At 65.9% G+C, this 24,027-nt stretch carries 17 protein-coding genes and 1 pseudogene; 14 read left to right on the top strand and 4 right to left on the bottom strand.

The features are described from left to right. Positions 1–26: 26 nt before the first annotated feature. Positions 27–944 (bottom strand): LysR family transcriptional regulator, encoded by a 918-nt coding sequence (locus tag A7X65_RS27520; RefSeq protein WP_063691196.1) that lies wholly within the window; start codon positions 942–944, stop codon positions 27–29. A gap of 119 nt (positions 945–1,063) precedes the next feature. On the opposite strand from A7X65_RS27520, the gene A7X65_RS27515 reads away from it, so the two are divergent. The 6 genes from A7X65_RS27515 (at position 1,064) to A7X65_RS27490 (ending at position 6,642) form a co-directional block, all read left to right on the top strand. Next, positions 1,064–1,879: a putative hydro-lyase gene (locus A7X65_RS27515; RefSeq protein ID WP_063691194.1), complete on the top strand. Its 816-nt coding sequence runs from the start codon at positions 1,064–1,066 to the stop codon at positions 1,877–1,879. Between the two features lie 89 nt (positions 1,880–1,968). After that, complete coding sequence (locus tag A7X65_RS27510; protein ID WP_063691192.1) at positions 1,969–3,213, top strand: ABC transporter substrate-binding protein; 1,245 nt, start codon at positions 1,969–1,971, stop codon at positions 3,211–3,213. Between the two features lie 196 nt (positions 3,214–3,409). Beyond that, the gene (locus tag A7X65_RS27505) at positions 3,410–4,243 is read left to right on the top strand and encodes a branched-chain amino acid ABC transporter permease (RefSeq protein ID WP_232995254.1); all 834 of its coding nucleotides are present in this window, start codon (positions 3,410–3,412) and stop codon (positions 4,241–4,243) included. Next, positions 4,243–5,226 carry a branched-chain amino acid ABC transporter permease gene (locus A7X65_RS27500; RefSeq protein ID WP_063691188.1) on the top strand — a complete coding sequence of 328 codons (984 nt, stop codon included), beginning with the start codon at positions 4,243–4,245 and terminating at the stop codon, positions 5,224–5,226. The genes A7X65_RS27505 and A7X65_RS27500 overlap by 1 nt, the downstream gene beginning before the upstream one ends. Then, positions 5,223–5,954 (top strand): ABC transporter ATP-binding protein, encoded by a 732-nt coding sequence (locus A7X65_RS27495; RefSeq protein ID WP_063691186.1) that lies wholly within the window; start codon positions 5,223–5,225, stop codon positions 5,952–5,954. The genes A7X65_RS27500 and A7X65_RS27495 overlap by 4 nt, the downstream gene beginning before the upstream one ends. Further along, the gene (locus A7X65_RS27490) at positions 5,938–6,642 is read left to right on the top strand and encodes an ABC transporter ATP-binding protein (protein WP_063691184.1); all 705 of its coding nucleotides are present in this window, start codon (positions 5,938–5,940) and stop codon (positions 6,640–6,642) included. Before A7X65_RS27495 ends, A7X65_RS27490 begins: the two co-directional genes overlap by 17 nt. Positions 6,643–7,020: 378 nt before the next feature. Here the strand turns inward: A7X65_RS27490 and otnC are convergent. Beyond that, positions 7,021–7,704: pseudogene (otnC, locus tag A7X65_RS27485) on the bottom strand (3-oxo-tetronate 4-phosphate decarboxylase); the annotation flags it as partial. Positions 7,705–7,806: 102 nt separating this feature from the next. Between otnC and ltnD the strand changes: the two are divergent. From ltnD to A7X65_RS27450, 7 genes are all read left to right on the top strand, one after another. Further along, complete coding sequence (gene ltnD / locus A7X65_RS27480) at positions 7,807–8,724, top strand: L-threonate dehydrogenase (protein ID WP_063691183.1); 918 nt, start codon at positions 7,807–7,809, stop codon at positions 8,722–8,724. 16 nt (positions 8,725–8,740) lie between these two features. Next, on the top strand, positions 8,741–9,523 hold the full coding sequence (otnI, locus tag A7X65_RS27475) for a 2-oxo-tetronate isomerase (protein WP_063691181.1): 783 nt from the start codon (positions 8,741–8,743) through the stop codon (positions 9,521–9,523). Then, complete coding sequence (gene otnK, locus A7X65_RS27470; RefSeq protein WP_063691179.1) at positions 9,520–10,794, top strand: 3-oxo-tetronate kinase; 1,275 nt, start codon at positions 9,520–9,522, stop codon at positions 10,792–10,794. The genes otnI and otnK overlap by 4 nt, the downstream gene beginning before the upstream one ends. A gap of 166 nt (positions 10,795–10,960) precedes the next feature. After that, positions 10,961–12,652 (top strand): methyl-accepting chemotaxis protein, encoded by a 1,692-nt coding sequence (locus tag A7X65_RS27465; RefSeq protein WP_063691177.1) that lies wholly within the window; start codon positions 10,961–10,963, stop codon positions 12,650–12,652. Between the two features lie 237 nt (positions 12,653–12,889). Next, on the top strand, positions 12,890–14,584 hold the full coding sequence (locus tag A7X65_RS27460) for a methyl-accepting chemotaxis protein (RefSeq protein ID WP_063691176.1): 1,695 nt from the start codon (positions 12,890–12,892) through the stop codon (positions 14,582–14,584). A gap of 169 nt (positions 14,585–14,753) precedes the next feature. Continuing rightward, entirely contained in the window at positions 14,754–17,933 is a 3,180-nt protein-coding gene (locus tag A7X65_RS27455; RefSeq protein ID WP_063691175.1) for an efflux RND transporter permease subunit, read from the top strand. Beyond that, positions 17,920–19,122 (top strand): efflux RND transporter periplasmic adaptor subunit, encoded by a 1,203-nt coding sequence (locus A7X65_RS27450; RefSeq protein WP_063691174.1) that lies wholly within the window; start codon positions 17,920–17,922, stop codon positions 19,120–19,122. Before A7X65_RS27455 ends, A7X65_RS27450 begins: the two co-directional genes overlap by 14 nt. A 136-nt stretch (positions 19,123–19,258) precedes the next feature. Here A7X65_RS27450 and A7X65_RS27445 read toward each other — a convergent pair whose 3' ends face one another. Together A7X65_RS27445 and A7X65_RS27440 are read right to left on the bottom strand one after the other, a co-directional pair. Next, complete coding sequence (locus A7X65_RS27445) at positions 19,259–20,767, bottom strand: acetyl-CoA acetyltransferase (RefSeq protein WP_063691173.1); 1,509 nt, start codon at positions 20,765–20,767, stop codon at positions 19,259–19,261. Positions 20,768–20,904: 137 nt separating this feature from the next. Then, complete coding sequence (locus tag A7X65_RS27440; RefSeq protein WP_063691171.1) at positions 20,905–22,038, bottom strand: nitronate monooxygenase; 1,134 nt, start codon at positions 22,036–22,038, stop codon at positions 20,905–20,907. Positions 22,039–22,293: 255 nt separating this feature from the next. On the opposite strand from A7X65_RS27440, the gene A7X65_RS27435 reads away from it, so the two are divergent. Next, positions 22,294–23,952 carry a flavin-containing monooxygenase gene (locus A7X65_RS27435; protein WP_063691169.1) on the top strand — a complete coding sequence of 553 codons (1,659 nt, stop codon included), beginning with the start codon at positions 22,294–22,296 and terminating at the stop codon, positions 23,950–23,952. The last annotated feature ends 75 nt before the right edge of the window (positions 23,953–24,027 follow it).

Genomic DNA, 24,027 nt, shown 5'->3' with positions numbered 1-24,027 from the left:
GGTCTCTCGATTATCCGGCGCCTTTTTCAATGACCCGCCAGCGCGGGCGCGTCAACCGCGAGGCTGCTCTGCGCAATCTGCCGTGCAAGCTCGGCGACGCGCTCGACGGCGACGACGTCGGGGGAGGCGAGCCAGCTCGCCGTGAACGTCAGCGGCGTGATGGCGAGGTCGGTATCGAGCAGTTGCAGTCGCCCGTCGGCGAGCTCGTTCTCGACGATGGCGTCGGGGATCACGGCGATGCCGAGGCCTTCGACCGCCATGTGGATGACGGTGGCCAGTGACGCCGAGGCGTGCAGCCGGATCGGCGGCAGCTCGGGCCGGTCGAACACCTCGCGCACGACCTCGTAAGGCTTGGTCTTGCGCGGGAAGGTGATGATCGGAAACCGCGCCAGTTCGACCGGCGTCACCGGACCCTTGCCGAGGCCGAGCGAGGGACTTGCGAGGAATCCGATCGGATAGTCGGCAAGCACGCGGTTGTGCACGCCGGAGGCGGACAGCGGTCCCACCACGAACGCAAGCTCGATCTCCTGCGCGAGCAGCCGCGCGGAGAGGTTCGGCGTGATGTCGACCTCGATCTCCAGCGACAGGTTCGGATAGATCTCGTTCACGCTCTTCACGAGACGCGGCAGCCAGGTGTGCACGATGGTCTCGGCGACGCCGAGCCGCATCACGCCGCGCATGGCGGAGCGGTCGCCGATCTCAGCCATCATCTGTGCGCGCAGGCCGATCAGCTTCTCCGCATAGACCATCATCTGCCGTCCGCTCGGTGTCGGCGAAGCGACGCGATGATCCCGGTTGAGCAGCTTGACGCCCATCTCGCGTTCGAGCTGGGCGATGCGCTGGGAGATCGCCGGCTGGGTCGTATTGAGCCGTGCCGCGGCGCCGCGGAAGCTGCCGAGCTTCACAACCCAGAGGAAGGTTTCGATCGACCTGAAGTCCAGCATTGGAAGGATTTTCCCGATCGATAAAACGAATTTATCGATATCGATTAGAAAGGAAGATTAGACTTTATAGCACGCTTGGTGTTGGCTGTCTTTGTCGAGTTTATAGGCAGGTCAATCAGATGACTGTTTTGGTGGCAGCGCAGCAAACTGAAACGCCCGACACGCTTCCGAGCCGCCTGGCCCGGCTGGATTACCGCGCCGGCAAGGTGGGCTCCACGGCCGGGGTCGCCCCCGGCTTCGTCCAGGGCAATCTGGCGATCCTGCCGGCGGAATACGCCGGCGCCTTTCACCGCTTCTGCCAGCTCAATCCGAAACCGTGCCCGATCATCGGCATGTCCGACGTCGGCAGCCCGCACATCCCCGCGCTCGGCGCCGATCTCGACATCCGCACCGACGTGCCGCGCTACCGCGTCTGGCGCGACGGCGAAGTCGTCGACGAGCCGACCGACGTGACGAAATACTGGCGCGACGATCTCGTGACCTTCGTGCTCGGCTGCTCGTTCTCCTTCGAAGAGGCGCTGCTCGACGAGGGCATGCCGATCCGCCACATCGAGCAGGACGTGCGGGTGCCGATGTACCGCACCAACATCGCGTGCGGCGAGGCCGGCCCGTTCGCCGGCCCCATGGTGGTGTCGATGCGCCCGTTCAAGCCGGCCGATGCGATCCGCGCGGTGCAGATCACCTCACGTTATCCGGCCGTGCACGGCGCGCCCGTGCATCTCGGCCATCCGCATCTGATCGGCATCAAGGACATCGCCAAGCCGGATTACGGCGACCCGGTGCCGGTTGCCGATGACGAGATCCCGGTGTTCTGGGCCTGCGGCGTGACGCCGCAATCGGTCATCAACGCCGCGAAGCTCCCGTTCGCGATCACGCATTCGCCCGGCCTGATGCTGGTGACGGATCTGAAGAACAGGACCATGGCCGTGATTTAGTGGGCAGCGTTTGCTGCTTCTTCGGGCTTTACCGCATCCATCAATCGCTTCATTCGATCAGCCGGAATTCCGTAACAGAGGACTTTGCCATGACGATCTCTCGCCGCGACGTGTTGCTGGGTGCCACCGCCACCGCAGCGCTGGTGCCGCTCGCTGCACGCGCCCAGACCTCCGAGGTCGTGATCGGCGTGATCTATCCGTTCTCCGGCGGCAGCGCGCAGCAGGGCGTCGACGCGCAGAAGGCCTACGAGACTGCGCTGGAGGTCATCAACAAGGACACCGATTTCGATCTGCCGCTGGCCAAGGGCGAAGGCCTGCCGGGGCTCGGCGGCGCCAAGGTGCGCCTCGTGTTCGCCGATCACCAGGCCGATCCGCAGAAGGGCCGCGCCGAAGCCGAGCGCCTGATCACGCAGGAGAAGGTGTCCGCCATCATCGGCACCTATCAGAGCGCCGTTGCCGTCACCGTCAGCCAGATCTGCGAACGCTACCAGATCCCGTTCGTCTCCGCCGACAACTCCTCGCCGAGCCTGCATCGCCGCGGCCTCAAATATTACTTCCGCGCCGCGCCGCACGACGAGATGTACTCGGCCGCGATGTTCGACTTCTTCGACGCCATGAAGAAGAAGGGTACCAAGATCGAGACGCTGTCGCTGTTCCACGAGGACACCATCTTCGGCACCGACTCCGGCAACGCCCAGGCCAAGATCGCCGGCGAGCGCGGCTACAAGATCGTCACCGACATCAAGTATCGCGCCAACTCGCCCTCGCTCTCGGCCGAGGTGCAGCAGCTCAAGACGGCCAACGCCGACGTGCTGATGCCCTCGAGCTACACCACCGACGGTATCCTGCTGGTCAAGACCATGGCCGAGCTCGGCTACAAGCCGAACGCGATCGTGGCGCAGGACGCGGGCTTCTCCGAGAAGGCGCTCTATGACGCCGTCGGCGACAAGCTCGAAGGCGTGATCTCGCGCGGCACCTTCTCGCTCGATCTCGCGCAGAAGCGCCCGATGGTCGGCAAGATCAACGAGATGTTCAAGGCGCGCTCGGGCAAGGACTTCAACGACCTCACCTCGCGCCAGTTCATGGGCCTGATCATCCTGGCCGACGCCATCAGCCGCGCCAAGTCGACCGACGGCGAGAAGATCCGCGACGCGCTCGCGGCGACCGACATCCCGGGTGAGCAGACCATCATGCCCTGGAAGCGCGTCAAGTTCGACGAGGCGGGCCAGAACAACGATGCCGATCCGGTGCTGCTGCAATATGTCGGCGGCAAGTTCGTCACCATCTTCCCGCCGCAGGCCGCGATCGCCGAGGCGATCTGGCCGATGAAGTAAGACTGGGACGCGGGAGCTCAGATGGAGCTCCCGCCCTCATCCTGAGGAGCGGGCGTTGCCCGCGTCTCGAAGGACGAGGGCTGGGCCATCCTTCGAGACGCGCGCTCGTGCGCGCTCCTCAGGATGAGGACGTATTTCGGGGGACAGACTTTTGACAGCCCAAGCCATTATCCAGAGTCTCGCGAGCGGCCTGCTCATGGGCCTGCTCTACGGATTGATCGCGGTCGGCCTCGCGCTGATCTTCGGCCTGATGGACGTCACGAACTTCGCCCATGGCGAGTTCCTGATGATCGCGATGTACCTGTCCTTCTTCCTGTTCGCGTTCTTCGCGATCGACCCCTTGCTGTCGGCGCCGCTGGTCGCGGCGGCGCTCTTCGTCTTCGGAGCGGTGATCTACCTGCTCCTTGTGCGCTTCGCCATGCGGGCCAAGGCCAATGCCGGCATGGTGCAGATCTTCACCACCTTCGGCCTCGCCATCGTCATGCGCGGCCTCGCGCAGTACTTCTTCACGCCCGACTATCGCAGCATTCCGCAGTCCTGGCTCGGCGGCAAAACCATCTCGATTGCCGGCATCTTTCTGCCGGAGCCGCAACTGGTCGGCGCGCTGGTCTCGATCCTCGCCTTCGTAGGTCTCTATTTCTTCATCCACCGCACCGATTTCGGTCGTGCGATCGAAGCCACCCGTGAAGATCCGGGCGCGGTCGCGCTCGTCGGCATCGACAAGAACCGCGTGTTCGCGTTCGGCTGGGGCCTCGGCGCCGCGCTGGTCGGCCTCGCCGGCGCGATCATGGCGGTGTTCTTCTACATCTATCCCGATGTCGGCGCGTCCTTTGCCCTGATCGCCTACGTCACCGTGGCGCTCGGCGGCTTCGGCAGCGTGTTCGGCGCCTTTGCCGGCGGCATCATCGTCGGCCTCGTCGAAGCGGTCACCGCGCTGGTGCTGCCCCCGTCGCTGAAATCGGTCGGCATCTACGCGGTCTATCTGCTGGTCGTTTTCATCCGGCCGCGCGGCCTGTTCGGATCGATCTGATGGACAAGGATTTTGCAGCGCGGCGCCGCCGCGACCTCATCATCGCCGCGGTGCTCGCCGCGATCGCGGCGCTGACGCCATTGTTCGTGAAGGACGTCGTCGTCCAGAACATCATGATCCTGACGCTGATGTATGCGGGACTGTCGCAGAGCTGGAACATCCTGTCCGGCTATTGCGGGCAGATCTCGCTCGGCCACGCGCTCTATTTCGGTCTCGGCGCCTACACCACCGAGCTGCTGTTCACCAAGTTCGGCGTGCTGCCCTGGTTCGGCATGCTGGCGGGCGGCGCGGTGTCGGCGCTGATCGCGATGGGGCTCGGCTATCCCTTCTTCCGCCTGCGCGGCCATTACTTCGTGATCGCCACCATCGTCATCGCCGAGATCGGCTTGCTTCTGTTCCACAACTGGGAATGGGCCGGCGCCGCGATGGGCATCACCATTCCGATCCGCGGCGACAGCTGGCTGAAATTCCAGTTCCTGCGCACCAAGCTGCCGTACTTCTATTTCGCGCTGGCGCTCTGCTGCCTCGCCTGGTTCGTGACCTGGTGGCTGGAAAACTCCAAATGGGGATTCTGGTGGCGGGCGGTCAAGGACAACCCCGAAGCGGCCGAGAGCCTCGGTGTCGACGTGTTCAACTCCAAGATGGGCGCGGCCGCGGTCTCCGCCTTCCTGGTTGCCGTCGGCGGCAGCTTCTATGCCCAGTTCGTCTCCTACATCGATCCCGAAAGTGTCATGGGCTTCCAGTTTTCGCTGCTGATGGCGCTGCCTGCCGTGCTCGGCGGCATCGGCACCCTGTGGGGACCGGTGCTCGGCGCCGCCATCCTGATCCCGCTGACCGAGCTGACGCGCTTCAAGTTCGGCGGCTCGGGGCGCGGTGTCGACCTCATTGTCTACGGCACGCTGATCGTCCTGATCTCGCTGGCCTTGCCGCGGGGGCTGCTCAGCCTGTTCTCCCGCCCGAAGAAGACGGGAGCCGCACGATGACCGCGCTGCTCGAAACCCGCGGCGTCTGGCAGCGCTTCGGCGGCCTCGTCGCCAACAGCGACGTCTCGATCTCGGTCGGCCGCGGCGAGATCGTCGGCCTGATCGGCCCGAACGGGGCCGGCAAGTCGACGCTGTTCAACCTGATCGCCGGCGTGTTGCCGCCAACGCAGGGCTCGATCATCTTCGACGGCGAGGACGTCACCAATCTGCCGGCGGCCGCGCGCTGCCAGCGCGGGGTGGGGCGCACCTTCCAGGTCGTCAAGAGCTTCGAGACCATGACGGTCATCGACAACGTCATCGTCGGTGCGCTGGTGCGCAACACGGTGATGCGCGAGGCGCGCCGCAAGGCGCATGAGGTGCTGGAATTCACCGGCCTTGCCGCCCGCGCCGACGTGCTCGCCAGCGATCTCGTGCCGGCCGAGAAGCGCCGCCTCGAAGTCGCCCGCGCGCTCGCGACCGAGCCGAAGCTGCTGCTGCTCGACGAAGTCCTCACCGGCCTCACGCCGACCGAGGCGCAGACCGGTGTCGCGCTGGTGCGCAAGGTGCGCGATGCCGGCATCACCGTGCTGATGGTCGAGCACGTCATGGAGATCGTGATGCCGCTGGTCGACCGCGCCATTGTGCTCGATCTCGGCAAGGTGCTGGTCGAGGGCAAGCCCGCCGACGTCGTCCGCGATCCCAAGGTGATCAAGGCATATCTGGGAGATCGTCATGCTGTCGGTGCGTGAAGTCACCACCGCCTATCAGGGCCTGGTCGCGATCTCTGCGGTCTCGATCGAGGTCGAGAAGGGCGAGATCGTCTGCGTCGCCGGCGCCAACGGCGCGGGCAAGTCGACGTTGCTGAAATCCATCGCCGGCGCCGAGCGTCCGCGCTCGGGCACCGTGACGTTCGACGGCAAGCGCCTCGACGGCATGGCGCAGCACCACATCACCGCCACCGGCATCGCCTATGTGCCGGAGAACCGCCGCCTGTTTCCGCGCCTGTCGGTGCGCGACAATCTTCGCCTCGGCAGCTATCTCTTCCGTGGTGAAGCGGAACGCGAGAAGCCGCTCGACCTCGTCTTCAGCCTGTTTCCGCGCCTGTCCGAACGCCTGGAGCAGCGCGCCGAAACACTGTCCGGCGGCGAGCAGCAGATGCTGGCGATCGGCCGCGCGCTGATGACGCGCCCGCGGCTGTTGATGCTCGACGAGCCCTCGCAGGGCATCATGCCGAAGCTTGTGGACGAGATCTTCCAGGCGGTGAAGCGCATTCGCGATGCCGGCATGACCGTGCTGATCGTCGAGCAGCGCATGGCCGAGTGCCTGGAGATCGCCGACCGCGCCTACATCCTGCAAACCGGCCGCGTGCTGATGCAGGGCCCGGCAGCCGAGATCAAGGGCAATCCGGACGTGCGCAAGGCGTATCTGGGGCTGTAACTTTCTGGACTGCTGCCACACCACCGTCATCCTGAGGTGCGCGCCCTTCGCGCGCCTCGAAGGATGGGCCGCAAGCGCCAGTAGCCCATCCTTCGAAACTCACCTTGCGACGCGTTGCATCGCAAGGCTCGCACCTCAGGATGACGGCAGTGTGTGTGGGACGCGGGCGAGCCAGGCTCGCTAGCGAGGTCGCGACTTCGATGCGGCGATCAGCATCTGTTCGACAATCCCCTCAAACTCGCTTTTGGCGATTGGGTCGGTGTACGGTTGTACCGATTTGTCCCACCAATGATGGTGGCGTCCTGCCTCATCAAGGATATGGGCCGCCGCTTCGACCTCTGCGTCAGTCGGTTTTGGCGCTCCAGCCACCGCATGCGAATGCCCGTGCCCATGCTCCGGCAGCGTCACCCCGAACACCTTCACCAGATCCGTCACCTGCTCCGGCGACAGATAGCGCGGGTTCATCCCGCGCAGCAGCAGGTACAGCTTCGCCGTCTCCTCCAGCTCCTCGGTCGCGAACACCGCGGCTTCCAGCGTGTCGCCGGCGACCACCGGGCCGTGATTGGCGAGCAGCACGGATGAGTATTTTCCGGCCAGTCCCTTGATCGCATCCGCCACCGCGGGATCGCCGGGGCGGTAATAGGGGACGAGCGCGGTGGCGCCGCATTTCATCAGGTAGTAGGCCGTCATCGGCGGCAGCGCGGCGCGCGGATCGATCTCGGGCAGCATCGAGAGCGCGACCGAATGCGTGGAGTGCAAGTGCACGATCGCGCGTGCGCTGCCGCGCGTGTCGTAGAGCGCGGTGTGCAGCGGAACTTCCTTGGTCGGGGCATCGCCCGACACCAGCCGGCCCTGATCGTCCAGCCGCGACAGTTTTGCCGGATCGAGGAAGCCGAGCGAGGCGTTGGTCGGCGTTACCAGCCAACCGCCGCCGTCCAGCCTGACGCTGATATTGCCGGAGGAGCCCGGCGTCAGCCCGCGCTCGAACAGGGACCGTCCGAAGCGGCAGATGTCCTCGCGCAGCCTTGTCTCGTCGCTCGTTTCGGTTTTCATGGCCGTCATGTCTGCTTGTCTCACGCTTTGGCAGCGCGGCCAAGCCGTGTTATGCGGTTGCCAAGCTGCCGCAAAGGGCGGCCATTCGGGAAACGTTCAAGGGTCAGTTGCATGTCCGCCTCCAGCTCACAAAACCAGCGTATCGCCGTCGTCGGGCTCGGCTCGATGGGATTTGGCATGGCGACCTCGCTGAAGCGCGCCGGCCATGCCGTCACCGGCTGCGATGTCTCGGCTGACGCGGTGGCGCGGTTCGTGAAGGACGGCGGCGCGGGCGCTATGACGCCGGCCGAGGCGGCCAAGAACGCCGACATCGTCGTCAGCGTCGTGGTCAATGCCGCGCAGACCGAGGCGATCCTGTTCGGCAAGGACGGCGCGGCCGAGACCATGCCGAAGGACAGCGTGTTCATCTCCTCCGCCACCATGGACCCGGACGTGGCGCGGCGCCTCGCCAAGCAGCTGGAGACGACCGGCCGGCACTATCTGGATGCGCCGATCTCCGGCGGTGCGCAGCGCGCAGCCCAGGGCGAGCTGACGATCCTTGCCTCCGGCAGCGCGGCCGCCTTTGCAAAGGCGCGACCGGCGCTCGATGCCATGGCGGCAAAGCTCTACGAGCTCGGCGATGCCGCCGGGCAGGGCGCCGCGTTCAAGATGATCAACCAGCTCCTCGCCGGCGTGCACATTGCCGCTGCGTCGGAAGCAATGGCGTTCGCGGCCAAGCAGGGCCTCGACATCCGCAAGGTCTACGAGGTGATCACGGCCTCGGCGGGCAATTCGTGGATGTTCGAGAACCGCATGCCGCACGTGCTCGACGGCGACTACACGCCGCGCAGCGCGGTCGAGATCTTCGTCAAGGACCTCGGCATCATCCAGGACATGGCGCGCAGCGCCAGATTTCCCGTGCCGGTCTCGGCGGCCGCGCTCCAGATGTTCCTGATGACATCAGCCGCCGGCATGGGCCGCGATGACGATGCCTCGGTGGCGCGAATGTATGCGCAGGTCACCGGCGTCAAGCTGCCCGGCGACAAGTAGAGCCAGGAGGATTCCCATGCCCCGTTTCGCCGCCAACCTCTCGATGATGTTCACCGAGGTCCCGTTCCTCGATCGCTTCGATGCCGCCGCGCAGGCCGGCTTCACCGCCGTCGAGTTTCTCTTTCCCTACGAGCATCCGGTCGAGACGGTCGGGGAGCGGCTCAAGCGCAACGGCCTGACCCAGGCGCTGTTCAACCTGCCGCCGGGCGACTGGAATGCCGGTGAGAAGGGTTTCGCCGCGCTGCCCGCGCGCTTCAACGAGCTCAAGGCGAGCCTCGAGACCGCGCTGCCCTATGCCAAGGCAACCGGCGTCAAGCGGTTGCACCTGATGGCCGGCATTGCCAATCGCGGCGAGCGCGTCGCGATCGAGGCCTTCTACAAATCGGTGACCTGGGCCGCGGAGTTCTTCGCGCCCCACGGCATCGACATCGTGCTGGAGCCGATCAATGCGCGCAACGTGCCCGGCTATTTCCTCAACGATTTCGGTTTCGCCCGCGACCTGATCCAGGAGCTGCGGCTGCCGAACCTGAAGCTGCAGTTCGACATCTATCACTGCGGAATCATCCATGGCGACGTCACCATGCGGCTGCGCGAGATGATGCCGATCATCGGCCACATCCAGATCGCCAGCATCCCCTCGCGCAACGAGCCCGACGGCGAGGAGCTGAATTATCCGTTCCTGTTCGAGGAGCTCGACCGGCTCGGCTATGCCGGCTTCGTCGGCTGCGAATACAATCCGCGCGGCAAGACCACCGATGGCCTCGCCTGGTTCAAGCCCTATGCGGGAGTGAAGCCGTGACCCTTGCTCTGGGCTGCATCGCCGACGACTACACCGGCGCCTCCGACCTTGCCAACACGCTGACGCGCGCGGGCCTGCGCACGGTGCAGACCATCGGCATCCCCGCCGACGATCTGGCGCTGCCCGAGGTCGACGCCGTCGTGGTGTCCTTGAAGAGCCGGTCGATCGAGGCCGGCCTTGCGGTCTCGCGCTCGCGCGCGGCGGACAAATGGCTGCGTGGCCGCGGCGCGAGCCACGTGTTGTTCAAGATCTGCTCGACCTTCGATTCGACCGACGCCGGCAACATCGGCCCCGTCATGGATGCGCTACGAGCCGATTGCGGCGAGGCGAACGTGCTGGTGACGCCGGCCTTTCCGGAGACCGGCCGCACCGTCTATCAGGGCAACCTCTTCGTCGGCGCGGTTCCGCTCAACGAGAGCCCGCTGAAGGACCATCCGCTCAATCCGATGCACGATTCCAACCTGGTGCGCGTGCTGGCGCGCCAGAGCAGGACGCAGATCGGCCTCGTCGACCTCGCCACCGTCACCCGCGGCGCAGATGCCGTGCGGGCGCACCTGGCCGGGCTCGCCGCCAAGGGCATTGGCGCTGCGATCATCGACGCCGTCTTCGACCACGATCTCGAGACCATCGGTCTCGTGGCCGCCGAGCACCGGCTGTCGGTCGGCGCCTCCGGCATGGGACTTGGGCTGGCGCGGGCGCTGGTGTCCAGCGGCAAGGTCAGATCGGCCGCGGCCAGCGGAGAAGCCGGCGCGGCCGTCGGCGGAGCGGCGGCCTGCCTTGCCGGAAGCTGCTCGCAGGCGACGCTCAGGCAGATCGCCAGCGCCGAAAAAGTCATGCCGGTGCTTCATCTCGACCCGGACCGTATTCTTACGGGAGGGGGCGAAGCGCAGCGCGCGCTGGACTGGGCAAAGCCGCGACTGGCCGCAGGGCCGGTGCTGATCGCATCGAGCTCGACGCCCGATCAGGTCACCGCGCTCCAGGCGCGTCACGGCCGTGACGCGGCCGGGCATGCCATCGAGCAGACGATGGCCGACATCGCCCAAGGCCTTGTAAAATCAGGCGTGCGGCGTTTGGTCGTCGCCGGCGGCGAGACGTCCGGCGCCGTGGTCGATCGGTTGAAGATTCCCGGCTTTCTCGTGGGGGTGGAAATCGCCGCGGGCGTCCCGGTGCTGCGCGCGGTCGGTGTTGAAGGTGACATGCTGCTCGCGCTGAAGTCCGGAAATTTCGGCGGCGCGGAGTTTTTCTCGGACGCGCTTGGGCTCATGCGCTGAACGCAGGGCATTCTTAGCCCCTCATTCATCTCTTTCGGCTTCGGTACGTGTGCGTAGTCGTAGTTAACAACTGCCCAGTCGCTTTGTTGTTGGATGCTGGCGTCGCAACTTTTGGTTGATCTACCATTTCCGGACGCGCCGCCGCGCCAACGCAAAGAGACCGCTTATGTTCGCCAAGATTTCCATCCGCGCCAAGATCATCAGTGTCGTGGCGTTCCTGTTGGTCGCGATGGCCGGCATGGGCATCCTCGCCGTCATGAAGATGCGGTCGATGAATGCCAACACCACCGACATCACCACGAGCTGGATGCCGAGCGTGCGGGTGCTGGGCGAGCTCCGGGCTTCGGTCATCACCTATCGCAACGTGGTTCGCCAGCACATGCTGGCCGAGACGCTCGAGGACAAGCTCGCGAATGAGAAGACTGCGGGCACTGTGAACGAGGCGCTCGCCAAGGCCCGCAGGACGTACGAGCCGATGATCACCTCTCCCGAGGAGCGGCGGCTGTACAACGAATGGGCCAAGCTCTGGGAAGAGTACAAGAAGGGCACCGAAGAGGTGATGGCGCTGTCGCGCAAGGAGGCCGGCAAGGTCCCGCATGAGGCGCAGGAGCTGAACACCAAGACGGTCAACAAGATCGGTCTTGCCTCGGATGAGGTCCTGACGAAGGACATCGAGCTCAACACCAAGGGCGGCGACCAGGCCGCGCAGGATGCGGCGGACAGCTATTCCTTCGCCTTCATGCTGGTCTCGATCATCCTCGGCGCCGCCATCCTCGCCGGGATCGGCATCAGCTTCTATCTCGTCCAGGACGTCTCGAAGGGCATCAACTCGATCATCGAGCCGATGCAGGCGCTGGGTCGGGGCGACCTCTCGGCCGAAGTGCCGCATCGCGGCGAGAAGACCGAGATCGGCGCCATGGCCGACGTGCTCCAGATCTTCAAGGAGGCGCTGATCGCCAAGAAGGCCGCCGACGAGGCCGCCGCCGCCGATGCGGAGGCCAAGATCGAGCGCGGCCGCCGCGTCGACAACATCACCCGCGAGTTCGAAACGATGATCGGCGAGATCGTCCAGACCGTCTCGTCGGCTTCGACCCAGTTGGAGGCTTCCGCTTCGACCTTGACCTCGACCGCCGACCGCTCGCAGCGGCTGGCGACCACGGTTGCCGGCGCGTCGGAGGAAGCCTCGACCAACGTGCAGTCGGTGGCCTCGGCCACCGAGGAGATGGCCTCGTCCGTCGGCGAGATCAGCCGTCAGGTCCAGGAATCGGCCCGGATGGCGGGCGATGCCGTCGGCCAGGCCCGTGCCACCACCGAGCGCGTCAGCGAGCTCTCCAAGGCGGCCTCACGCATCGGCGACGTCGTCGAGCTGATCAACACCATCGCCGGCCAGACCAATCTGCTGGCGCTGAACGCGACCATCGAGGCCGCGCGCGCGGGTGAAGCGGGTCGCGGCTTCGCCGTCGTCGCTTCCGAGGTGAAGGCGCTTGCCGAGCAGACCGCGAAGGCGACCGGCGAGATTGGCCAGCAGATATCCGGCATCCAAGCGGCGACCAATGACTCGGTTGGCGCCATCAAGGAGATCTCCTCGACTATCGAGCGCCTGTCGGAAATCTCCTCGGCGATCGCCGCGGCCGTGGAAGAGCAGGGCGCGGCGACGCAGGAGATCGCCCGCAACGTGCAGCAGGCGGCGCAGGGCACCCAGCAGGTCTCTTCCAACATCACCGACGTGCAGCGCGGCGCGACCGAGACCGGCACCGCCTCCTCGCAGGTGCTGTCGGCGGCGCAGATGCTGTCGAACGACTCGAGCCGACTCAAGACCGAAGTTGGCAAGTTCCTGACCAACGTCCGCGCTGCGTAAGCCGCGCCGACAGACATCCATTGACGAAGGGGCGGCGCCGCAAGCGCCGCCTTTTTTTCTGACGGTGGTAGCATGATGTCGCCTACAGGTAGCATTGTGGCGTATCACCCGTAATCGTACGGGTGCGCCGTTTCATCGACGGTTAAATTCGCTTTACAAGAATTGCAGTCGGGCGGCTTCGCACGGCGGCAGCCCCGGATGGAATGAGTCCATACCGAATTCGCTCTGGGGGCTCAGATGCGCAAGAACCTTCCCGTCACCGATGTCGAATATACCGTTAGTGACGAGACGCTGATCGTCTCGCGCACCGATCTCAAGGGCAAGCTTACCTACTTCAACGACGACTTCCTCGCCGCCGCCGGCTTCACGTCGGGCGAGCTGATGGGCCAGCCGCACAACATCGTCCGTCACCCGGACATGCCGCCGGAGGCGTTCGACAATCTCTGGGACACGCTGAAGGCCGGCAAGCCGTGGCTCGGTGCGGTGAAGAACCGCCGCAAGAACGGCGACTTCTACTGGGTGCTGGCGACGGCATCGCCGATCCGCGAGAACGGGCAGGTCAAGGGTTACACCTCGATCCGGACCCGGCTGCCGGCCGACCAGCGCAAGCTCGCCGAGGACGTCTACGCCGCGATCCGCGAGAAGAAGCCGCATGGCTATCGCATCGACGCCGGCATCATCCGCCGCCGTTCGCTGCTCGACCGCTTCAGCATCTTCACCGGCACGCTGAAGGCACGCCTCGTCACGACGATGGCGCTGCAGGCGCTGTTCATGCTCGCGCTCGGCATCGGCGGCGCGCTCTCCACCGGCGGCTCGACCAGCCTGGTCCTGTCGCTGCTGGCGGTCGTCGGCGCCGCCATCGCCGGCTTTGCCGGCCTTGCGACCATGCGCGCGATCCAGGAGCCGATGCAGCATCTCAACGAGACCCTGGTCAACCTCGTGCAGGACAAGCTCGACACCCGCATCGTCATCGACCGCGATGACGAGATCGGCGAAGCGCTGCGCAACCTGCAGACCGTGCAGACCATCATCCGCTTCAGCCGCGACGAGGTGCAGGCGGTGCAGCGCCGCGGCGAGACGCAGCGCAAGGCCGACATGACGAGGCTCGCCGACGGCTTCGAGGCGGCGATCGGCGAGATCGTCGAGACCGTGTCCTCGGCCGCGACCGAGCTCGAGGCTTCGGCCTCGAGCCTGTCCTCGACGGCGGGCCGGGCGCAGGAATTGGCTACGGTGGTCGCATCCGGCTCCGAGGAAGCGTCCGCGAACGTTCATTCGGTGGCGTCGGCAGCCGAGGAGATGTCGTCCTCGGTGCGCGAGATCAGCCGGCAGGTGCAGGACTCCTCCAGGATCGCCGGCGATGCGGTCAGCCAGGCGCAGGCAACCACCGAACGCGTCAGCGAGTTGTCGCGGGCCGCGGCACGGATCGGCGACGTCGTCGAACTCATCAACGCCATCGCCGGCCAGACCAACCTCCTGGCGCTGAACGCGACCATCGAAGCGGCGCGGGCCGGTGAAGCCGGCCGCGGTTTCGCGGTGGTTGCCTCCGAGGTGAAAGCGCTCGCCGAGCAGACCGCCAAGGCCACCGGCGAGATTGGCCAGCAGGTCGGCGGCATTCAGGCGGCGACGCAGGAATCGGTCGGCGCCATCAGCGAAATCAGCGGCACCATCGCGCGCCTGTCGGAGATCTCCTCCGCGATCGCCGCGGCGGTGGAAGAGCAGGGCGCTGCAACCCAGGAGATCGCCCGCAACGTGCAGCAGGCGGCCCAAGGCACCCAGCAGGTCTCGTCCAAGGTCGGCGACGTCCAGCGCGGCGCCTCCGAGACCGGCTCGGCGTCCGCGCAGGTGCTGTCGGCGGCGCAGATGCTGTCGCGCGACTCCAGCCGCCTCAAGCTCGAGGTCGGCAAGTTCCTGGGCTCGGTCCGCAGCGCCTGAGGCGCCCGGCTGCATGGCTGCGATGTAGATTTCGCAGTGCGGTAGCAGGGAAGTGAATGCAGCGAAGCCGCCGGAGATTAGCGTTTCCGCCGGTGCTCGGGTAAAGGGGAAAGGGGGATCCCCGTGGGGCGGATTCCATATTATCGCTTGACCTGGAATTGCCTGGCGCATGATTGCTCTGGTCCGTATTGCCCTGAGCCGACCCTATACTTTCGTCGTGCTCGCGCTCCTGCTGCTGATCATCGGACCGCTCGCAGCGCTGCGGACGCCGACCGACATCTTTCCTGACATCCGCATCCCCGTGATCGGCGTCGTCTGGCAGTACACCGGCCTGCCGCCCGACCAGATGTCGGGCCGCATCACCACGCCGTTCCAGCGCGCGCTCACGACCACCGTCAACGACATCGAGCACATCACCGCCAATTCCTATAACGGCTTCGGCATCATCAAGATCTTCTTCCAGCCGAACGTCGATATCCGCACCGCCAACGCGCAGGTCACCGCGATCTCACAGACGCTGCTCAAGCAGATGCCGCCGGGCGCGACGCCGCCCTTGATCCTGAACTACTCCGCTTCGACCGTGCCGATCATCCAGGTGGCGCTGTCGGGCGACGGCCTCACCGAGCAGAACCTCGCCGATATCGGCATCAACAATCTGCGCACGCCGCTGGTTACCGTGCCCGGCGCGGCGATCCCGTATCCGTTCGGCGGCAAGCAGCGCCAGGTCCAGATCGACCTCGATCCGACCGCGCTCCAGGCCCGCGGCCTGTCCGGCCAGGACGTCGCCAACGCGTTGGCCGCGCAGAACCTGATCACGCCGGTCGGCACCCAGAAGATCGGCACTTTCGAATACAACATCCAGCTCAACAACTCGCCGCTGAAGATCGACGAACTCGGCAATCTGCCGATCAAGACCGTCAACGGCGCGATGGTCTACGTCCGCGACGTCGCGACTGTACGCGACGGCAATCCGCCGCAGACCAACATCGTCCATGTCGACGGCAACCGTTCGGTGCTGATGATGGTGCTGAAGGCGGGCGCGACCTCGACGCTCGATATCATCTCCGGCATCAAGCAGAAGGTGATCGACGTCAAGGACCAGCTGCCCGATGCGCTGAAGATCGGCTTCATCGGCGACCAGTCGGTGTTCGTCCGCGGCGCGATCGAGGGCGTCGCCTTCGAGGGCGTGATCGCCGCGCTGCTGACCAGCGTCATGATCTTGCTGTTCCTCGGCAGCTGGCGCTCGACCATCATCATCGCGGTCTCGATCCCGCTGTCGGTGCTGGGCGCCATCATCATGCTGTCGGCGATCGGCGAGACGCTGAACATCATGACGCTCGGCGGCCTTGCGCTCGCGGTCGGCATCCTCGTCGACGACGCCACCGTGACGATCGAGAACATCAACTACCATCTGGAGCAGGGCAAGCCGGTCGAGCAGTCGATCCTCGACGGCGCCAACCAGATCGTGACGCCGGCCTTCGTCTCGCTGCTGTGCATCTGCATCGTGTTCGTGCCGATGTTCTTCCTCACCGGCGTCGCGCGCTTCCTGTTCGTGCCGATGGCGGAAGCGGTGATGTTCGCGATGATCTGGTCGTTCATCCTGTCGCGCACGCTGGTGCCGACCATGGCGAACTACCTGCTCAAGGCGCATGTCCATCACGAGGGCGAGCCGCCGAAGTCGCGCAATCCGTTCGTCTGGTTCCAGCGCGGCTTCGAGCAGCGGTTCGAACGCATTCGCGGCGGGTACCATAATCTGCTGGGCCTGGCGCTGGCGCACCGCCCCGTGTTCGTGATCGGATTCCTCTGCATCGTCGGCGCGTCCTTCGCGCTGGTGCCGTTCCTGGGCCGCAACTTCTTCCCCGCCGTCGATGCCGGCAACATCCTGATGCATGTCCGCACCCAGGTCGGCACGCGCGTCGAGGAGACCGCCAACCAGCTCGCCGACGTGCAGAAGGCGGTGCGCAAGCTGATCCCCGGCGAGATCGAGACCATGACCGACAACATCGGCATGCCGATCTCCGGCATCAACATGACCTACAACAACACCGGCGTGATCGGTCCGCAGGACGGCGACATCCAGATCAAGCTGAAGGAAGGCCACAAGCCGACGGAAGAGCATGTGAAGGTGCTGCGCGAGCAGCTGCCGCGGCTGTTCCCCGGCGTCAGCTTCGCGTTCCTGCCCGCCGACATCGTCAGCCAGATCCTGAATTTCGGCGCGCCGGCGCCGATCGACCTGCAGATCCGCGGCGCCAATCTCGCCGCCAATTTCGTCTATGCCAACAATCTGCTGGCCAGGGTCCGCAAGATTCCCGGCGTAGCCGATGCGCGCATCCAGCAATCGCCGAACGCGCCGACCTTCAACATCGACGTCGATCGCACCCGCGCGCAATATGTCGGGCTGACCGAGCGCGACGTCACCAACAGCCTCGTGGTCAACCTCGCCGGCTCCTCGCAGGTGGCGCCGACCTACTATCTCAATCCCGACAACGGCGTGTCCTACTCGATCGTGATGCAGACGCCGCAATACCAGATCGACTCGCTCAGTGCGCTGCAGACGCTGCCGATCACCGCGGCGGGCAATGCGCAGTCCCCGATCCTCGGCGGCATCGCCGACATCAAGCGCTCGAGCTCGAGCGCGGTGGTCTCGCAATACGACATCCAGTCGATGGTGCAGATCTTCGCGACGACCTCGGGCCGGGATCTCGGCGCGGTCGCCGCCGACATCCGCAAGGTGATCGCCGACACCGCCAAGGACGTGCCGAAGGGCTCCTCCGTGGTGCTGCTCGGCCAGGTGCAGACCATGAACAGCGCCTTCACCGGCCTGCTGTTCGGCCTGTTAGGGGCCGTCGTGCTGATCTACTTCCTGATCGTCGTGAACTTCCAGTCGTGGTCCGATCCGTTCGTGATCATCACGGCGCTGCCGGCCGCGCTCGCCGGCATTGTCTGGATGCTGTTCATGACCGAGACGACATTGTCGGTGCCGGCGCTGACCGGCGCCATCATGTGCATGGGCGTCGCCACCGCCAACAGCGTGCTCGTGATCTCCTTCGCCCGCGAGCGTTATGAGGAACTCGGCGATCCCATCGCGGCCGCCCTCGAAGCCGGCTTCGTCCGGTTCCGCCCCGTGCTGATGACCGCGCTCGCCATGATCATCGGCATGGCGCCGATGGCGCTGGGGCTGGGCGAGGGCGGCGAGCAGAATGCGCCACTTGGCCGCGCCGTGATCGGCGGCCTGATCTTTGCAACATTCGCCACGCTGATGTTTGTTCCCGTGGTGTTCAGTATGGTACACAAGAAACAAGGCGCCAAAGCCGCCGCCCCATTGGAGACCCCGCATGTCGCCCACTGAACCCCGCTCCCCGGTGTCGCACCGGAAACTGGGCATCTTCGGCGTGGTGGCGCTGGTCGCAGCGGGCCTCATCGTCGGCACCGGCATCCGTGCCCGCGAGGAGCAGGGCTCCAAGCTGAAGGAATGGACCGACGACCAGGCCGTTCCCAGCGTTGCAGTGACCCAGCCCAACGCCAAGGCCCTCAATTCCACCATCGACCTGCCGGGCCGGCTCGAGGCCTATTACCGCGCGCCGATCTTCGCCCGCGTCCCCGGCTATCTCAAGAGCTGGAGCGCCGACATCGGCGCGCGCGTGAAGGCCGGTCAGGTGATCGCCGAGATCGAGGCGCCCGACCTCGACCAGCAGCTGCTTCAGGCCCGCGCGGACCTCGCCAGCCAGCAGTCCAGCGCCAAGCTGTCGGAAGCGACCCTCAACCGCCGCAAGACGCTGGTCGCCTCCAACTTCGTCTCCGCGCAGGAGATCGACGAGCGCACGGCCGATCTCTCCAACAAGAACGCGGCGGTCCGCTCGGGCCAGGCCAATGTCGAGCGGCTGGAGGCGCTGGCCGGCTACAAGAAGATCACCGCGCCGTTCGACGGCGTCGTCACCGCGCGCGACACCGATGTCGGCGCGCTGATCAATGCCGGCGGCGGCTCGGGCCCGGCGATGTTCGTGGTCTCCGACATCACCAAGCTGCGCGTCTACGTCAACGTTCCCCAGAACTACGTGCCGGCGATCAAGATCGGCGCCAAGGCCACCATCGCGCTGCCCGAATATCCGAACCGGACCTTCCAGGCGACGGTGGAGGCGTCCTCGCAGGCCGTCGACGTCGCTTCGGGCACCACGCGCATGCAGCTCGGCCTCGACAATTCGAGCGGAGAGCTGATGCCGGGCGGCTATGCCAGCGTGAAGCTGAATCTGCAGCGCGATTCCGCCCCGCTCAGCATCCCCGCCAGCGCGTTGATCTTCAACGGCAGCGGCCTGCGTGTGGCGACGGTCGGGCCCGACGACAAGGTGCTGTTCAAGACCGTGACCATCGCGCGCGATCTCGGCCGCGAGATCGAGCTTGCCTCGGGCATCGCCGCGGATGACCGCGTCATCACCGCGCCGCCGGATGGTCTGTCCGATGGCGATGCCGTGCGCGTGGTTGGCGTCGGCGCCAAGGGCAAGCCGGCGACGGCATCGGAAAAGCAGGCGCCGAAGAGCTAGCTCGCTCTCGTGCCCCGGACGCAGGTCTCGTAGGGTGGGCAAAGGCGCGCTTGCGCCGTGCCCACGTTCTTTTTCGACCGATCAAGATGGTGGGCAAGCTTCGCTTTGCCCACCCTACGAGATCACGCCGGGGAGATCACGCCACCCGCCACTCCGGCACGCCATCGGCGGCCATCGTGATCTCGCCGAGCGAGTCCACCGGCGTGCGGTTCATGTCGAGCAGATGCGCCAGCGTCGCGTCATCGCTCGCGGGAATCCGTGCCAGCGTGCGCCGGTCATCTTCCGTGCGCAGCATCACCACGCCGTGCTCGACATCGCCGCCACGGCCGTAGAGCACCGTAAAGCTCTCGATCTTGCCCTTGCCTGAGGCCTCGGTCACGAACTCCGGCACCGCGCGCTTGTTGCGATCGGCCTCGCCTTGCACGCTCGTCTCCTGCGCCAGGGCTTCGCGCGGCGGCGTCTTCGAGACCACCAGGGCGTGGTGCTTGGTGACGAAGCCGCCTTGCCCGTAGAGCAGGCCGAGCCTGGCGCCGTCGCGCAGGCGCCGCACCATCGCGCAGGCGGCATGCGTCATGTAGGTGTTGAGCGGCGCGCCGAAGAAGGTGAGGCCGCCGGTCACGGTCGGCTGCACGTCGGCGGAAAGGCCCAGCGTCCGCCGCGCCATCTTGGGCACGCAGGGGAAACAGCTATAGAGCTCGATCGCGTCGAACTTTTTGCCATCGCCGCCGGCAAGGTCCATCACGCTCTTGAGCGCCGCGTTCTGCGGATGGCTCTCGTAGAACTGGTCGCGCAGGAGATAGTCGCGCGGCTCCTCCGCCGACGCGCCGCCGAGCGGGTAGACCAGCTTGTCTTCCGCGATGCCCGCCGCGCGCGCCTTGGCGAGGCTGGTGAGCAGCAGCGCGCCGCCCATGTTGACACTGGGGTTCGCGACCATGAGCTTGTTGTAGGGCCACGCGATCAGCCGGTTGTCCACAGTCGGCGTCGTGATCTCCTCTGGCGCATAGCGCCGCTTGAGCCAGGCATTGGGATTCTGCGCAGCCGCTTCCGAATAGCGCGACCACAGCGTGCCTGATTCAGCCATGGCCTCGCGCGGCGTCTGGCCCCAATGCGCGGAGGAGGCGGCTTCATAGAACGGATAGACCGTGACGGGCCGGAATACGCCGAGCTTCACCGCCAGCGGCTTCTGGAACGCCGCGCCGCGCTTGGGCTCCTCGACGTCATGGGCGAACGGCGTCCACGGCAGCTTTGCCCCGGCGCGCTCCGCCTTGGTCGCGGTCGATTGCGCCTCGGCGCCGCAGACCGCCGCTACGGTGCATTCGCCGCGCGCGATGCGCTTGGCGGCCTCGTGGATGTAGCGGATCGGACTCTCGCCGCCGACCGGCCCGTAATAGCAATGCGCGGGCGTCGCGCCGAGGCGCTCTGCCAGCAGCTTCTCCGGATCGCGATAGCGCCAGCTCAGGAAGTTGACGACGTCGAGGGACTGCACCTCGCCGAGCAGCTTCGCGCCGGCATCAGCCTCGGCGCGCCGCAGCGCCTGCTCGAGCAGATCGAGCGGCTCGAGGCCCTCGGTAATCTCCCTGGGGCGATCGACGATCTCGCCGATGCCGACGATGACGGGGATGCGGTCTTCGGGGGTATTGGTCATTTCTTCTTGCTTCTTCACTCTCTCAGAAATCTCCGACCTCATCCTGAGGAGCCTGCGAAGCAGGCGTCTCGAAGGATGGGCCGCGGGCCTCTAGGGTTCGAGACGGCGCTTGCGCGCCTCCTCACCATGAGGATCTATCACTCCGCCACCAGCGCATTCATGTGCTCGACGGCTTCGGCAAAGTCTTCCTTGAACTCCTGCACCACGGCACCCGCCGACTTCACGCTGTCGATCAGACCGACGCCCTGGCCGACAAAGTAGCTGACGAGGTCGCGAGCCCGTGTATTGCCGCTCGCCGCCGCGCGATCGATCGAATGGAACGCGTCGCGGCTGATGATGCTCTGCAGCGGCATCGGCAGCGCACCCGGGCTGTCCGGCGCGCGGTCCCAGGCATCGGTCCAGACCGAGCGGAGCTGCCGCGCCGGCTTGCCGGTGCGGCCCTTCGAGCGCACCGCGTCGCGCGAGGATGCCGCGATCATCTTCTCGCGAAAGATCTCCGTGGTCTCGGCCTCTACGGTGGCAAGCCACACCGAGCCGGTCCAGGCGCCGGCCGCGCCCATCGCCATGCAGGCCGCCATCTGCCGTCCCATCATGATGCCGCCCGCCGCCAGCACCGGCACGTCGCGGATGGGCTTGATCGCCTTGATCACCTCGGGGACCAGCACCATGGTCGAGACCTCGCCGCAATGGCCGCCGGCCTCGGTGCCCTGCACCACCAGGATGTCGACGCCGGCCGCGACCTGGCGTAGCGCGTGCTCCTTGGCCCCGACGAGGGCGGCGACCGGCACGCCGTGCTTCTTGCCCATCTCGATCATCGCCTTCGGCGGCACGCCCAGCGCATTGGCGATCAGGCGGATCGGATGATTGAAGGAAACCTCGAGCAGCTGCATCGCCGTCTTTGCGTCGAACGGCTGCGGCTGGTCAGCGGCGACTTCGGTGGTGGTGAGCTCGATGTCGTACTTCTTCAGCAGGTCGCGCGTGTAGGCGCGGTGCTCTTGCGGCACGCGCGCCTCCAGGCTCTTCCAGGTGACGTCCTTCTCGCCCGACGTGGAGATGTTCTCGGGGATCAGCACGTCGATGCCGTAGGGCTTGCCGTCGACGTGATCGTCGATCCATTTCAGCTCGCGCTCGAGCGTATCGGGCGTGTGCACGGTGGCCCCGAGCACGCCAAAACCTCCGGCGCGGCTGACGGCGGCGACGACGTCGCGGCAATGGCTGAAGGCGAGCAGCGGGAACTCGATCCCCAGCATGTCGCAGATCGGCGATTTCATGGCTCTCTCCCCGGCGGCCTTCGCGTTTGCTGTTGTTGCTCTCGCCGCGAAGGCCGTTCGACGCTAGCTCATCATCGCCTGCGATGCCACGCCGGATTCGATCGCGCATCTTGCGTGCAGGCGTCGTGCGCCAGACGAGCCATTCCGCTCTACAAAATTAGCAGGCCTGAGCCGGCCGATTTGCCTCTTGCGCTTCGGTCGCCTTGCGAGAATGCTGGCGCACAACAACAGAAAACAACGAGGGAGCGCCAACCGATGTCGCCAGCGCAGTCGAGTCCGGCCGAGGCCGCGGAGACCTACGATGTTGTCGTCGTCGGCGCGGGCTTTGCCGGCCTGTACATGCTGCACCGCCTGCGCGGGCTCGGTTTCTCGGCACGGGTCTACGAGCAGGGCGGCGGCGTCGGCGGCACCTGGTACTGGAACCGCTATCCCGGCGCGCGCTGCGATGTCGAGAGCATGCAGTATTCCTACTCCTTCTCCGAGGAGCTCCAGCAGGAATGGGATTGGAGCGAGCGCTACGCGCCGCAGGCGGAGATCCTGAAATACGCCAACCACGTCGCCGACCGTTTCGATCTTCGCCGCGACATCCAGTTCAACACCCGCGTCGAGCGCGCGGTGTTCGACGAGCGCGAGAAAGGCTGGTCGGTGACAATCTCCGACGGCAGGACGGTCCAGGCGCAGTTCGTCGTGCTTGCCACCGGCTGTCTGTCGAATGCGCGCAAGCCCGACATCAAAGGCCTCGAGAATTTTGGCGGGCCTGTCTATCACACCGGCAACTGGCCGCATCAAGACGTCGACTTCACCGGCCTGCGCGTCGGCCTGATCGGCACGGGATCGTCAGGCATTCAGTCGGCGCCCATCATCGCCGAGCAGGCGAAACACCTCACCGTATTTCAGCGCACCGCGAATTTCTCGATTCCGGCCCGCAACGCCGCGCTCACCGCCGAGGAGCGCGATACGTTCCGCCAGAACTATCCGGAGATCCGCCGCTTCGCCCGCGAGATCGCACGCAACGGCATCTATGCCGAGCAGCCCGACCGCGGCGCGCTCGACGATGCCGAGGATATCAGGCGCTCCAAATTCAAGGCGCGGTGGGACCGCGGCGGGCTCACCTTCATGTACGTCTACAACAATCTTGGTCTCGACCGGGCAGCGAACGATACTGCTGCCGACTATGTTCGCGGCAAGATCGCCGAAATCGTGAAGGACCCGGCGACGGCGAAACTGTTGCAGCCGAACAGCCATCCGATCGGCACCAAGCGCATCTGCATCGACACCGACTACTTCAAGACCTTCAACCGGCCGAACGTTTCGCTGGTCGATATCAAGGCCAATCCGATCGAGGAGATCACCCCAAACGCCGTGCGTGTCGCGGGGCACGACCACGAGGTCGACGCGCTGGTGATGGCGACGGGCTTCGACGCCATGACCGGCTCGGTCGCGAAGATCGACATTCATGGTCCGGGTGGGCAGACGCTGAACCAGAAATGGGCGGAGGGCCCCAAGACCTATCTCGGGCTGATGAGCGCCGGCTTTCCGAACCTCTTCATCATCACCGGCCCCGGCAGCCCGTCCGTGCTGTCGAACATGATCGTGTCGATCGAGCAGCATGTCGACTGGATTGCCGATTGCCTGACCCACATGCGCGAGCGCGGCCTTGCGACGATGGAAGCGGGAGGGGACGCCGAGGAGAAATGGGTCGCCCACGTCAACGAGGTCGCCCATGGCACGCTCTATCCGCAGGCCAATTCCTGGTACATGGGCGCCAACGTCCCCGGCAAGCCGCGCATCTTCATGCCCTATATCGGCGGCGTCGGCGTCTACCGCCGGATCTGCGACGAGGTCGCCGCGAAGGGATACGAGGGCTTCGTGATGGAGTCCGAGATGCAGCCGCGCAAGGCCGTGACGGGGTAGCCCTGGGTTGCATGACGCGGCCTGGAGGCCCGCGCCGGACGCAGGGCCGGCAGGGCTTGTCATCGGCCGGGCGCG

This window comes from Bradyrhizobium stylosanthis (genome assembly GCF_001641335.1).
Lineage (GTDB): Bacteria > Pseudomonadota > Alphaproteobacteria > Rhizobiales > Xanthobacteraceae > Bradyrhizobium > Bradyrhizobium stylosanthis.
The sequence above is the reverse complement of the archived record's forward strand: the minus strand, read 5'-3'. Positions and strand labels throughout refer to the sequence as shown.